Raw genomic sequence first — 13,923 nt, 5'->3', positions numbered from 1 at the left:
TATTATAGATCGCCCGAGCATGATGGAGTATACCAAAAAAACATAGGCGTCAAAGTGGTTTGGAGTGCTCCTTTTACTCAGGGCTACAACAATTATGACATAAGCTACACAAACGGTAAACCCTTACCCCTCTATAGGGTGACTGTTGAGAACAGTTGTGCTAAATCAACAGGTGCAGGTAACTATCATCAAGGTGCAATCATTACCATTGATGCTGGAACCCAAAATGATTCCATCTTTACCGGCTGGACAGTTAACGAAGGCGGTATCATTACCCTGGAAAACCGTACTCCTGTGAGTTTTACTATGCCTGCTGCTAATGTTGTTGTTACGGCGAGCTGGAATAATAATATCCTATATGTTGGGAATGAGGTTGAGCTTCGGGCGGCTGTTGAGAATGTTGTGAGTTCTGCTGTTATTGTTTTTACTGCCGATATTCCCCTTACAGATATGGCTCTCAATATCACTTCTGGTAAAAATATTACTCTAAAAAGTTTAAAAGGTACTTCTAAGAGTGTAGCAGTTGGTAACAATATTACCTCAACTAGTGGTAATGAGCCTGTGGAGCGGTTTTTTGAGTTGGTTGGTGTGGCTGATGCGGATACTATTGTTGTTGAGGATGGCGGGGTGTTGGAGCTTGCTGGTATTGTTGTAACTCATCCAGCTGGTGCTGTTGGTAGTGGTGTATTTGTTAAGGCTGGCGGTACACTTACCCTGTCAGATGGTAAAATTTCCCACAATATGGGAAGGCCTGATATAGACGGGCCTGTTTTTGGCAGTGCATACGTCTTGGGTGGCGGAATATATAACAATGGCACCTTTAATATGTCGGGCGGTGAGATCTCAGACAACCTCACCACCGAGGCTGTGGGCGGTGGCATAATCGACTCTGGGGGTGGTGGTATATACAACCGTGGTACCTTTAATTTGTCTGGTGGTGTGATTTCTGGTAACACCGCCCGTGGTAGTGGTGGAGGTGTGTTTAGCACAGGTGGTGCCTTTGTTATGTCTGGTGGTGTGATTTTAAATAACCAAGTCGTTACTAGTGGTGGCGGTGTATACTCCTATAGTGCTTTTGTTTTGTCTGGTGGTGTGATTTCGGGCAATATTGCCTCTGAGGGCGGTGGTGTATACATTCTAAATAACGGCAGTTTTGTTTTGTCTGGTGGTGTGATTTCGGGTAACACAGCTACCCATTGTGGTGGCGGTGTAAACAACATCCGTGGTCGTTTTACTATGAGTGGCGGATTGATTTCGGGCAATATTGCCTCTGAGGGCGGTGGTGTATACCACGGTTGGGGTACTTTTAGTTTGTCTGGTGGTGTAATTTCTAATAATACAGCTAGTAGAAATGGCGGTGGCGTATACTACGCTTATGGCTCTTCTGGCAGTTTTAGTTTGTCTAGTGGTAAGATTTCTGGCAATACCGCGACATATTTTGGTGGTGGCGTATACAACAGCGGCAATAGACCCTTCACTATATCGGGTGGTGAGGTTTCAGATAACGCCGCAGATTTTGGCGGCGGCATATACAGCATCGATGACTTCACTATGTCAAAGGGCATCATTTCAGGCAACAAAGCTACATGTTATGGCGGTGGCATATATCTAGATGGAGATGGTGTCTTTACTATGTCGGGCGGAAAAATTTCCAACAACACAACCACCTCTGAGGGCGGCGGCATATACATCAACTGTGTCGGTAACTTTAGTTTATCTGGTGATGGTGAAATTTCTGACAATACAGCCCCTGAGAGAGGTGGAGGCGTATACAACCGCGGTAGCATTACTATGTCGGGTGGAAAAATTTCCCACAACACAGCCCCCTCTGGCGGCGGTGTATTTAACGATCCTAAAAGTTGCTTTAGTTTATCCGGCGGAAAAATTTCTGATAATACAAACTGTGGGGTGATCAACAGCGGCAAGTTTACTATGTCGAGTGGTGAAATTTCTGACAACACAACTAGCGGGGCTGGCGGTGGTATATACAACAGTGAGTATGGTGTTTTCAGTTTATCCGACGGCGAAATTTTACGCAACACAGCTATCAAAGCCGGTGGCGTAGCTAACTGGGGTGACTTTACTATGTCGGGCGGCAAGATTTCTAACAACACAGCCAAAGAAGGTGGTGGCGGTGTGGGAAACTATTACAATGACCACTTTCATTTGTTAGGTGGGAAAATTTCTGACAACGCCGCTACAAATGGCGGTGGCATAATCAACTGGGCTGCCAGTTTTACTATGTCGGGTGGGAAAATTTCTGACAACAACGCTAACGCTTCTGGTGGTGGGGTATTTAACAACGGCGGATTTAAAATGGAAGGTAAAGCTGAGATTTCATGCAATACTGCATATCATGCTGGGGGTGTATCCAACGGCAACACATATACTAAAGAAGGTTTTATTCTGTCTGGTAAAGCGAAGATTTTTGGTAACACCGCTACAATGTTTGGTGGTGGTGTAGGAAACGGCACTGATTTTACTATGTTGGGTGAGAGTGAGATTTCGGGTAACAAAGCAACTTATGGCGGTGGCGTATTTAACAATGGTTCGATAGCAAAGTTTACTATGTTTGCTGGTAAAATTTCTGCTAACACTGCAAATGAGGCTGGTGGTGTATTCAATGGTGGTATATTTGCTATATTTGCTGGCATAATTTCTGCCAATATCGCTTCTTGGGGTGGTGGTATATCGAACCGTCTTGGTGGTGACTTTACCCTGTCTGGTGGTGTGATTTCTGGTAATACCGCTTCTTTTGGTGGTGGCATATATCTCGAAACTGGCCTTGTGGTTTCTGTAAAGTTGAGTAAAGGCACAATTTCAGATAATACTGCATCAAAGGATGGCGGTGGCGTTTGGATTGCCTATGAAAGCCTATCTAAACTCTGCGTTGATGACCTGCTGGTATTTTCAAACAATCACGCAATAGTTGCCTATGATCGAGACTCCAAGGACGACCAGTTATACGCTTCACATATAAGTTCCCAAGTTACTTGGACCTCACCGTTCAAGCAAGGCTATAACAACTATGACATATGTTATACAAGCAATAAACCCTTACCACCATAGCTGTGGTTAAAGATTGCAAAAGCATGGATAAGACGGTTGTCCCAAGAATCAGTGTCAATAATTGCTGGCTATCAGTCAGACTCACTCTTCATCAGTTGGTCAATTGATGAAGGCAAAATAATCATCAAGTCAATATGTTAATGTTTGGTACATGCAAATGCGTAGCGTTTATTATGCCGCCAAGCAAGGTTGTTGTTACAGCAAATTGGAGTCTTCTTTATGGTGGTCTCAATCTGTAGGTCTCCTTCCACAGTAAGGTTGGGCCAAATAAGCGGTTGTTTGTGAAAGTTCGGCACGCCGGCCTAATAGACAGCTACCAATAGATGTCTTTCTAACCTGCGCCAGCCTCAAAGGTCACACCCATAGACTTATACTATACATCCCAAAGACTGGGTCGAGTAGCAAAGAGCGGATTGGTTATTGTTGGTTTAGGTACTTATTTTTGGTGGCGGGCGTACTCTTTTTTTGCCTAGTTTTATGCGTAGGGCTATGCGGTAGAGTTTGCGGAGTGCTTTTACTAGTTGTTCTACGCTGGGTGCGGTGGAGTAGATGAGTGGTATTTGTTCGTATTCGGCTATGCGTATGGCTTCTTCGTCGGGTGGGGTTTTGTGGAAGATGACGATGCGGGGTTTGAGGTTGCTGACTCGCACAATCATCATGGGTAGGCTTCCGCCGTCTAGGTTGGTAAATACGAGGGCTCTTTCGGTGGTTGCGCCAAAGAGTTGGGTGTATTCGGAGCCTGAGTAGGCTTCTACAGCTTTGCGGCTGTCGATGACGGTGTAGCCGTTGATTTCTTTGACGAATTTTTCTTTGCAGGCCATCACTTCGCCGCCGATGGCTTTGCAGAGGTATTCGACGCGGACGGGGATGGGGAATTCGCGCAGGTCAATTACTGCCATGCTTGGGGAGCTTGTGAGTTTGGCGAATTCGCGGATGAATCGACTGCCTTTTTGTTCGTCGATGTGGAGTAGTGAGAGGACAAAGCGGCGGATGAATTTGGCTCCGGGGCTTTTACGTCTGCCGCTCTCGTAGTCGCTTATAACTGAGGAGGAGAGGCCCATGGTTTGGCTGAGGCTGATTTGGGATATGGCAAAGAGTTCGCGCCATTTTTTCATGGTGGAGCCGGGTCGGCTTGAGAGAATGATTTCTCCTGCGATTCTTCGGGCTAGAACTTCTCTTAGGCTGGGTGATACTGTGGACATGGCGGCTTTTCTCTGTTTGTATCTTCCTTCAGGGCTGAAATATAAAACTGTATCTGCCTTGGGGGTGGTGTTGTTTATTGTTGGTGGTGTGGTTGGGGTGTTTGTTTTGGTTTTTGTGGTGTTGTTTGTTCTGTTTTTTTGTTTGTTGTGTTTTTATGTTCTTGTTTTGAAAATTTGTTTATAAGTGAGTTCGGCGTAACTGTTTTTAGCGTTCGCAGTCTTGATAGGAGAGATCTGCAAGCGTTATCTACAAAACAACATAAGAGTGAGTGAAATGTCTGAAAAAGCTAGTGATGTGATCTTCGTCGGAAACAAACCCCCTATGAGCTATGTTCTCGCCATTATAACGGCATTTTCAAGTGGTGCCCAAAAAGAAATAACTCTAAAAGCAAGAGGCCAAGCAATCACCACCGCAGTTGACGTCGCCGAAATTACCCGAAGCCGCTTTATCAAAGACCTCAAAGTTACAAAGATTGCAATCGGAACTGCCGAGATGCCGCCACGCGAAGGCGAAAACAGATCCAGAATGGTTTCTACAATAGAGATAACTCTATCTAAATAGTAACCATAACGGAAAAAAGATTTAGCTCTCCTACATTTTTTACTATTTTTTAAAAATATCCAATGGCCCATTAACTTGTTTAGTTGTTTGGTAACCTCGGATTATACTGAAATTCATGGTCTTTTCCATCGATACCCCATTCTTTTATCGTTTCTTTGCTAGTTTATGTTGAGGTTTCTCTGGTTTAGGGTTATTAGAAGATCCAGGGATATTTCCTGCGTACGATTTCAAGTATGGTTTGGGGTGGGACTATGCCTTCTTCGCAGATTAAGCCGTGGATGTAGCGGTTTGGGGTAATATCAAAGGCGGGATTGCACACTTTTAGTTTTGGTGGGGCTTCACTCCAGATTTCGTCTGGGTTACGATGCTCAATTTTTTCATATGTGCCGCTTAGGGTTTCGGGGTCGAATTTGAGTAGTTCTGAGACCACATAGAAGGGTTTACGGGCTTCTTGTGCTAACACGGCAATGTTGCCGGTTCCGATTTTGTTAACTATGTTGCCCTCTGAGGTGATGGCGTCTGCACCCACAACCACTAAATCAGCCTTTGCTATATAGGGGCGAACTGCTGAATCCACAATAAAGGTGGTCTCAATGTCTAGATCGATGAGTTCTTTGGCTGTTATTCTTCCCTGAAAGATGGGGCGGGTTTCGGTACATATGACTTGAAAGGTTTTGTTCTGTTCTTTGGCTTTGGCAAGCAGACGCGTTACTGTTGAGCTGTGACAGTGTGTGAAAACCACCATGCCATCTTGAATGCGCTTGGCTCCAATTTCAGCAGTTTGTTCTCTTGAGGTTTCTAAATCTTTGAGAAATTTGTCGGTGCTTGTGGTTAGGTTTTCACAGAGATCTTGAATGTTTTGGGCAGGGATGGTTTGGGTTTGGTTAATTATACCGCGCAGGGCGTTGCGCATCAGCGGTTCGGTTTCCCGTGCGGTTGCAAAGATGCTTTGTGCTTCTCTTAGTTCGTTTAGGAATTGGGTTTTGGTTTGGGCTTGGGTTTGGGTTGCGAGAATTTGAAGAGCTTCTATGGCGGCTATGGCGACGTTTCTTGCACCCTTAACTTGGAGAGTGCGGATTTTTTCTGCTGTAACTTGAATAATATCTGCCATATTCTTGCCTGCCATTGTAGTATACTATTTTGCGGGACGCATATAAGCGATTCATAGCAGGCCCCTGTTTGATTCACACCCCTAAAGTGGATTTCACATTAGTTGTGTGAATCACGTAAATCTGGAAGACAAGGGTTGGAATTAGTGGCGACCGCTATGCTGGTATGTTCCCACTTGTTGTTGCGTTAAGGCTCTACCAACTTTCAAAACACGGCAATCGAGCTTTCACCGGGTTAGCAGTAGTGATGGTTTTGTTCTCCAATTTTTTGTGGAAACTGCTGTGTATGTCTGCAATTTTTGTGCTTTATTATATAGGTTGTTTTGTCGTCGTCTTTGACTGATGCGAATGTGGGCGTAACTTTGAAGTTGGACTGGTTAATAGTGATTTTTAAGTATTCTTGAGTTAACACTGATTCTGTTGTTATGCAATTTTGTTCTTTTAAATAACGTTCCTCAATTTTTTTCTAAATTCAGGGTCATTGTAATATCTAATTCTATCCTTTAGAGACAAGTCTTTAGTTACCTCATAATTATAATGTCTTATTGCATGAATGTCATCAATTGTAAAGTTTGGGCTTATTTTTAGTTTAGCTTTCGTTTTCCTCACCTGCCATAAGATATGATGGTGTACATATCATGGTAACAAGCCCGTATCCAGTTTGTGCAGCAACTAATTTTACGCCTTTGATAGTTCGCATATTAACAATATGTCTAAAATTCCATGAAACTATGCAAGTACAGTCATGAACTAAAGAACAGGCGATATGCAAGCAGTCATCGAAACTTTTAGGTGTTAATGTCCTGTTTTCTATTAGTTTGTTTGCAACGCCGGCAATTTCTTCAGTTATCTTAATTTCTTTATATTCGATTTGTTCTAGAAACCTTTTTAGTTTAATGCGTTTGGGTTCTGCGTTTCGATCAATTTCTTGTAAGGTTACACTAGATAGTAAAACTTCGCAATCTTCTGATTTTGGAAATTCCCAGAATGCTAATGTGTCTTTCATTTTTTCTGGAGAATACTGCTGGTCAAGGTAACTAACTGCAGTAGTGTCAAGATAAATTTTCATTTTTTTCATACGCATCTAGTTCCTCGTGCCATAACTATCTACAGCTTTACTACATTATAATATGTTTTTCATAAAAGTCAACTCTTTGTTATTCCCAAACGCATAAGTTTATGTTCCAAATGATTCCTGATTTATGTTTGTGGTTTGTGTATGGTTTGGGTGTGAATTTTTGTGTCTTATGGACTTTTAATGTGAATTTGCCAATATGTCTCAGCGTTTCTATGTCTTTTAGCATTAGAGAAAACCTGTGCATTTTCGTCTTTATTTGGTGTTGATACACCTGATGTTGCATTGTTAAAATACTGCTTTGTTGGTGTAGTTGATACTAAACAAATTGTCTTACCTAGAAAGTGGTTTACTTTGGACGGTAGTGTCAATAATTGTGGAACACTTTTGTAAATTGCAGTTCATTTGGTTCTGTTTGAGTTTGTTGTTGTGTGTTTTGGGGTTTTGGTGTTGTGGACTGGTGAGGGGTGTGGTGTTGTGTGGTTAGGGCTAGATAGATTGCGCCGACTATGATGATAACTCCAATGAGTAGTAGCATTATGGCCCAGTTTTGTCCGGTGTTTGCTGAGTTGGGGTTACTTATCTGCATAACTGCAAATGCACCAAATGTGATCAGGATCAAGCCTCCTGTTAGGCAGCTAAGCGCGCCGCGTTCGCCTTTGCTTTGTTTTGGGGTTGTTGCTTGTTGGCTTTTCACTTCTTTTTCTTCTTCTTTTTTTGTTGTTTGTTGGTTTGGTTCTTGGGTTGTTGGTGGGGTTGTTGTTGTTTGTGGGTTGGGTTGGTTTTGGTCTGTTGTTTGGTTTAGGGGGGTTCCGTATTTGGTGCAAAATATTGTGGTGTCTTTGGTTGGGTTGTTGCATTTGGGGCAAAACGTCATGTTTTCTTCCTAAGTACTTCTTATAGGGCCGGTATTTAAAACCGGCGTCTGCTGTTTGGTGTTGGTGATTTGGAAAGTTTTGGGTCTTTTGATATTTTTATTGAACTCAAACCCACTGCCTGTAAAACTGTGCCCAGCACCGCAACAACCACCGAGTGCACCAATGCGGCTTGAGCGAGTACTGCATGAACTGGTGCGGTTGCACAAACTACCCCTCCACCGGACAATATGCCAAAGTTTCAGCGTTTATGTGCACCCATGAACGAGCATCAATAAATGCCGCCTACCAGCAATTCAAAAACTAACCCAAAACGGCATACCCGTAGCCATCACCTCCAAAGAACCCCCCTGGTCAACATGATGACTGAACCTGCTAACAACCCAAACAAATAATTCCCAACAACATGCACCTCATAGCTGAGTTTGGTCTGGTGTATTATTATTTCAGACTGTTTGGGGAAACATATATCTTGGATTTCTACCAATTTTTAATGGAGAAACGCGCGTGTTTGTTATCGGCAAAAAACCCAGTTTAGCTTCTAGTAGGCAAGAACCCCTCTTTACTGCAATTTACATAGGAGCAGTTCTTATCAGTTTAGCTGTAATCTATATCAGCCATCTGCCTCACAGCCTCTGGAACAGTCTGGTTGATTTTTTTATGACCCTAACTCTCTCACCTGTTCCTAGCACAGGTATTGCTCTACCTGCACCTTCCAATCCCGCGGTCCACACAAATCTTTTCTTAGCGGGTTTTCAGTTTGCAGTAGCTGTGAGTGTCATTGAAATTATTGTTTTGTTCTTGCGCATATTATTCCACTCCTCCATAGCGCGCAAAGCTGAAACCATAGAAAACATTGTGTTTTGGTTAGGGGCTGCTTATTTGATAACAGTTTATCTGGTGAACATAACTATAGTGGCTGAGTGGTTTGTGTTCTGGGCTGGGTTACTGTTAGTTTTTGGCTTGGCTTTGGTTGCCCGTGCCTTTATACTCATAGCAAGCAGACGCTAACCCATTTTTTTAATCCTAAGATTCCACCAAAGACCCATAATCTGCCAAAACATGTTCCAGGAGTCTTTAGCCAAGTTTACTTTGGTGTCTTTACCGCTATGCCACTCCACTGCAAACTCTTTAATTCGCAAACCTTGTCTGTAGCCTCTGACCATAACTTCGGTATCCCAAAACCAATGCTTAGCCTCCACTTTGCCCAGTAGCTTTAGCAGAGGCTCGCGTTTGAAAGCCTTGAAGCCACATTGGTGGTCTTTGAGTTTTGAGCCTAGCATATGGCGGACCAGAAAATTGTAGCTTTGACTGCTAAGATCTCGGCTAAGGGTGCGGTTTGCTTTGCTTTGCGGCATCATTCTTGAACCGGTTGCAAAATCATAGCCTTCTACTGATATGGCTTCAATTAGAGGTTTTAGGTATTTGAGATCAGTGGCTAAATCTAGATCCATATATGCCAAGACTTCACCGCGGCTCTGTGCAAAGGCGTTATTTAGTGCCATTCCTCGTCCGAGTCGCTGGGGGCGGTGGATATGGCGTACACAGGGATATTTTTGGGTTAGTTCTTCTGCGCATTCTGCGGTGCCATCAGTGCTGCCATCTTCAGCGATGATTATTTCATAGGCGCTGGTAAAGCTGTTTAGGGTTTCTGTAGTTTTCTCTACTGCTATGGGGAGATAGGTTGCTTCGTTGTAGGCGGGCAGGACCACTGAAACCTGCAGAGTAGTAGCTTTTGCGCTGTTGCTGGGGGTTGTTGTCAGCATGGTGCAAAATACCAACTCGTGAACCATTTTAGCTGATGAATATATTCCCCTGAGGCGGGTGCTCCTGAAATCACTGGATAAAACACAATAAACAATGCTATGGTTGTTGCAAATATAGTTATGGCTGCTATTTTTCCTATGGGTTTATGCCAATATCGATTGATAAAATACGCTGTAGCTAAACATAGTAGCGGTACGCTTAGGTAGAAGTGATAGATGTAGGTTGCACGCCCAATAAGCACATAGGGCAACCAAGAAAACAAAAACACCACCCCAATAAAGATCGCGGCAACATCCCAACCCTTGCCTCGGATACTACCGGGGGGCGTTGTGGATTTTGAGAGGCGGCTCTTTAGATTTGATAGTATACCCTCTAAGTGGGGGGCCTCAACCAATAGCGCAATCATGGCCACAAATCCCACCCACCAAACTGCTGGGTTGCCAAACACAGTTATGGTTGAGAATGTGTTGTTTGGCAGATAGGTTATGTCAAACCATCGCGGAACAGATACGCCGTCTAGTCTAAACATAAAGGGCCATGACCACCAAGGTGCTGCTGAGGAGTCTGTTACGCTGCCTCCGTGGAAGCTAAACATGGCATTTTGCAGCTCAATAATTGTTTTTGGAGAACTACCCATCATCATCTCAGGTATGTAGGTTGCAAAATAGATTGCTACAAACACTCCCACAAACCCTAACAATAACAAAAAGGGATGGTTAAAAAACGCTACATACTTGTTGCTAAGCGTCCCCTTTAGATCTTTAACTTCTCTTAATCTAAGCACCACAAGCATAGCCAGCATACCCAAGACACCAAAGAGCGAAAACCACTTAGTTGAAAAGGCCAAAGCCGCACAAATCGCTGCTAAAGCCAACGGCACAACTGAGGTTTTCCAACCCTCTTTTAACACTTTTGCAAAGTATACCAAAAAGAACAACTGGGTAAGCAAGGAAAAAAACACTACATACGTATCCACTGTACCGATGCGTGCCATGGTAAAATGCATAAAATCAAAACTAAACAGAAACGCCGCTGAAAACCCGCCAATCCAGCTTCCAAACAGTTTCTTACCCAAAAGAAACATTAACGGAACCATAAGTGTCCCAAAGATTACCCCTATGATGCGCCAGCCAAACGGCGTTGCCCCAAACGCCAAAACTCCCAATGTTTGAACAAGCTTACCCAAGGGCGGATGAGTTCGCTCAAGAGGAATCTGATGATTAGCAAATTCCTCAGCGGAGCGGGCAAAGTAGACTTCATCAAAATACATCTTGGACATATACGTTGGAGGTATCTCAAGCACGCTTTGCTCATCAATTAGTGCCGCTAATGAAGCATCATCAGTATTGTTTAAGCCCTTGATGGATACTATGGTAATTTGGGTATTGTCAAGATCTGCAAGTCCAATTTCACTTAACTCAATGTAGGGTGAGGGTTCTTTATCGCTGGGATTTGTTATCCCCCAACTAGAAAAATTAGGCCGCGAATCATACTCAACTGCCTCAACATCAAACCGCAAAAACCGAGTTTGAGCATTTACCTCAAAACCAGTTTGAATCGAGTAATCAGTGCCTCGAGGCGCAAGCGACACCTTACCCAACTCATTCCAACTATCTGGTGCTCCTGAGTAAACCGTAACTGAGGCATTACCGCTCTTAACCCAGAAATAAATTGTTTGAATAGGCTGCACTGAACCCACATCAACATAAAAACTTGACTGTGTAGTATTCTCCCAATTTGTTAGCGGCGCTTGAATTTGACCTAAATTCCAAGCCGCCATACTAAAGAAAAGAACCGATAACAAAACAATGGTTAAAACATCTTTTTTTGTTAGCTTTAACTCAAAGATCAATGCTCATTCCCCTTCGCCGTCTGGTTTAACGGTTCGACGGTTTTAAACCTTCGGCTCTCAAACTCCCTCCAAAGAAGCACCGAAGCATACGCCAACAACCCCAAATTAACAATACCCACCAACAAAACCACCCCATCAAACTGCGGTGTGGCCGCCAGCAAATTATGCTCAATAAACCTTCCCGCATTTAGAAAATACAACACATAAGCCTGATTGACAAGCAAAGTAGCAGTCAACCCCGCATAGAGCAATCGAATCTTTTTGCTAAACGGTAGCAACAATACCAACATACTAAGCGCTGGGAAGAGGTAGCGTTCATGAATCCTTGTAGGCAACATAAAAAAGGCAAACAAGAGCAAAAACGCCCCAAACACAGCCAAAAGCTCCCCAGAAGCCTCTAGGCGTTTATGGAGAATATAGAGCGTTACTGCTGAGAAGCCTCCAAATAACACCCAACCCACAATATATAAACTCCCATCGGGAACCCAAAGCCCAAACAAACCCCACAAATTAAACGCATTAATCGAAGTGTACTGATAACCCTCATAAGCCCCAAAATAAATCCCACTCAAAAAATCTATCGGACTGCCGCTCCAATTAAAGGGCAAGATCACCCCAAAAATCGTAACCACAAACGCCCCCGCTGATGTAAGCAAACGCTTTATCCCGTTTTTCTTAAAAATCAAAAGCACAACCAAGGGTAGCAACGCAATAGCTTGCGGCTTAGTTAACAAAGCCACCGCAAAAACCCCTGCAGAAAACTCAGGTTTTTGTTTAAGCGCCAAAATCAAAGCCAACACAAGGAAAAACGTGTATATCGCATCAAACTGCCCCCAAATAGCCACGTTAAAAATAATCGCAGGATTAAACGCATAAAACGCAGTGGCTAAAATGGTTCCTCTAAAGCTTAGTTGTTTGCGCAAAAACCAATAGATAAGTCCACAGGTAGCCAAATCAAAAATAGTTGGCGCCAACTTGACAAAAAACACCGGATCAACTGAGCCAAACATCTGGGAAAGAGAGCCAAACATCCAAAAGATGTAGACATTAAACGGCGGATAGTCAATCCAGCCTGCCTGTTGTAGCACATAGGGATAGAAGGAATGAACACCCTGCGTAGCTGCAGTGCTAAACCAGTACTGATAAGTTGCCAAATCATTAACATAACCATCTAAAGAAAACAACAAGAGCCGCACCGCCAAAGCCGCACCAAGAAGCACAGCTAAAGCTTTGAGGTCCTGTCGATCAAACGGCAAACTCACCATCATTTCTCTACCACAAATACAGTATCTTAACATAAGAAGTTTTTTCCAAAATGTCTCTAAACGACTCTGCTACCTTGGAATTAGCTTTCTTGTCTATCTGTATGGGCGATAAGTGCTTATAACTATGTTTATGTTTAGTGCCTGTGGTGATTCTAAATTGACTAAAACCGATGAAAATCTAAAAGCGGCATTTGCAGGCGAATCTCAAGCTAACCGTAAGTATCTCGCGTTTGCTAAAGCCGCAGACGCCGAAGGCTTCCCACAAATAGCAAAACTCTTCCGAGCTGCCGCAGAAGCAGAAACTATTCATGCTCTAAACCACTCCGGGTCATGGGCCAAGTAAAATCCACCGCTGACAACCTTGGTGCTGCTATTTCCGGTGAAACCTATGAATTTGAGCGTATGTACCCTCAATTCATAGAAGAAGCCAAAACGGAGGGCAATAAAAAGCACTTCAGAGCTTTGATCTAGCCAACAGAGTTGAGCATGTACACTCTGGACTCTACAAAAAAGCACTCGAGGCTATAAAAACCCAAAATGATCTGCAAAAAGCTGACATCTATGTTTGCCCTGACGGTGGAAACACCTTCGATGGCACAGTGCCAGACGTTTGTCCTGTCTGTACAAAACCCAAAGCAACATTCATAAAAATCGCATAACCCTTTCTTTCTTTTATTATTTTTTTGTCTGCTAAAGAGATAAAAAACGTATTGTGGGTCGATAATATTTTATGGTTATGTCCATAAATTATTGGTGTGGACCTTTTTGCTTATTTAGTGTCCGTATTTAATCGGAATATGTGTTTTTGTTCTTATTACCTGAGTTTTAACCCAATTTTATACACTACAATTATCGGCGTTTTTGATGATGTTTTTCCATGCTTTTAATTGTGTTTGCAAAAACTTTGAATTTGTAGTGTAAAGATTCACACTACAGGGTTTGTTAGAGAAAATAAAAGTCTGCTCAACTGTTTGTTTGGTGCGTGTAGAGTTCAAATAAGTGAACGGAAAACTAAAACAACATACGAGAGTGTTCACTTATAGATAATTTTATGTGATGCTGTACATATATCGCCAAACAAGGTTAGTTCGTATGGTGCATTGCAAAAAATGTTTGTCTGAAAAAGTCGCCAAGGGCGGGTTTGTTC

Annotated in this window: 9 protein-coding genes and 2 pseudogenes; 4 read left to right on the top strand and 7 right to left on the bottom strand. The window is 43.1% G+C overall.

Annotation, left to right across the window (positions count from 1 at the left end; genetic code table 11):
• Nucleotides 1-3,069: pseudogene (locus tag FWF39_RS09725) on the top strand (hypothetical protein); the annotation flags it as partial.
• Nucleotides 3,070-3,497: 428 nt separating this feature from the next.
• On the opposite strand, the gene FWF39_RS09720 reads toward FWF39_RS09725, so the two are convergent.
• Nucleotides 3,498-4,271, bottom strand: a complete 774-nt coding sequence (locus tag FWF39_RS09720; protein ID WP_343383249.1) for a helix-turn-helix domain-containing protein — start codon at nt 4,269-4,271, stop codon at nt 3,498-3,500.
• Nucleotides 4,272-4,545: 274 nt separating this feature from the next.
• On the opposite strand from FWF39_RS09720, the gene albA reads away from it, so the two are divergent.
• Entirely contained in the window at nt 4,546-4,833 is a 288-nt protein-coding gene (albA, locus tag FWF39_RS09715; RefSeq protein WP_343383248.1) for a DNA-binding protein Alba, read from the top strand.
• Nucleotides 4,834-5,026: 193 nt separating this feature from the next.
• On the opposite strand, the gene FWF39_RS09710 is transcribed toward albA, so the two are convergent.
• The 3 genes from FWF39_RS09710 to FWF39_RS09700 all read right to left on the bottom strand — a co-directional run bounded on the left by FWF39_RS09710 (nt 5,027) and on the right by FWF39_RS09700 (nt 7,894).
• Nucleotides 5,027-5,944, bottom strand: coding sequence for an S-methyl-5-thioribose-1-phosphate isomerase (locus FWF39_RS09710; RefSeq protein WP_343383247.1), 918 nt, complete (start codon nt 5,942-5,944; stop codon nt 5,027-5,029).
• Nucleotides 5,945-6,531: 587 nt separating this feature from the next.
• Nucleotides 6,532-7,020 carry a PIN domain-containing protein gene (locus FWF39_RS09705; protein WP_343383246.1) on the bottom strand — a complete coding sequence of 163 codons (489 nt, stop codon included), beginning with the start codon at nt 7,018-7,020 and terminating at the stop codon, nt 6,532-6,534.
• Between the two features lie 364 nt (nt 7,021-7,384).
• Entirely contained in the window at nt 7,385-7,894 is a 510-nt protein-coding gene (locus FWF39_RS09700) for a zinc ribbon domain-containing protein (RefSeq protein ID WP_343383245.1), read from the bottom strand.
• A gap of 505 nt (nt 7,895-8,399) precedes the next feature.
• On the opposite strand from FWF39_RS09700, the gene FWF39_RS09695 reads away from it, so the two are divergent.
• On the top strand, nt 8,400-8,903 hold the full coding sequence (locus FWF39_RS09695) for a hypothetical protein (RefSeq protein WP_343383244.1): 504 nt from the start codon (nt 8,400-8,402) through the stop codon (nt 8,901-8,903).
• Here the strand turns inward: FWF39_RS09695 and FWF39_RS09690 are convergent.
• From FWF39_RS09690 to FWF39_RS09680, 3 genes are read right to left on the bottom strand one after another with little or no spacing between them, the layout of a single operon-like run.
• The gene (locus FWF39_RS09690; RefSeq protein ID WP_343383243.1) at nt 8,900-9,658 is read right to left on the bottom strand and encodes a dolichyl-phosphate beta-glucosyltransferase; all 759 of its coding nucleotides are present in this window, start codon (nt 9,656-9,658) and stop codon (nt 8,900-8,902) included. The two genes, FWF39_RS09695 and FWF39_RS09690, sit on opposite strands and share 4 nt — an antisense overlap.
• Nucleotides 9,652-11,511, bottom strand: coding sequence for a phospholipid carrier-dependent glycosyltransferase (locus FWF39_RS09685; protein ID WP_343383242.1), 1,860 nt, complete (start codon nt 11,509-11,511; stop codon nt 9,652-9,654). The genes FWF39_RS09690 and FWF39_RS09685 overlap by 7 nt, the downstream gene beginning before the upstream one ends.
• Nucleotides 11,508-12,767 carry a hypothetical protein gene (locus tag FWF39_RS09680; RefSeq protein WP_343383241.1) on the bottom strand — a complete coding sequence of 420 codons (1,260 nt, stop codon included), beginning with the start codon at nt 12,765-12,767 and terminating at the stop codon, nt 11,508-11,510. Before FWF39_RS09680 ends, FWF39_RS09685 begins: the two co-directional genes overlap by 4 nt.
• A gap of 139 nt (nt 12,768-12,906) precedes the next feature.
• Here FWF39_RS09680 and FWF39_RS09675 point away from each other — a divergent pair.
• Nucleotides 12,907-13,435: pseudogene (locus tag FWF39_RS09675) on the top strand (rubrerythrin family protein).
• Nucleotides 13,436-13,923 lie beyond the last annotated feature (488 nt).

This window comes from Candidatus Bathycorpusculum sp. (assembly GCF_009778815.1).
In the GTDB taxonomy this organism is placed as follows: Archaea; Thermoproteota; Bathyarchaeia; order Bathyarchaeales; family Bathycorpusculaceae; genus Bathycorpusculum; species Bathycorpusculum hydrogenotrophicum.
Note: the sequence above shows the minus strand (reverse complement) of the source record. Positions and strands in the feature narration are given on the sequence as shown.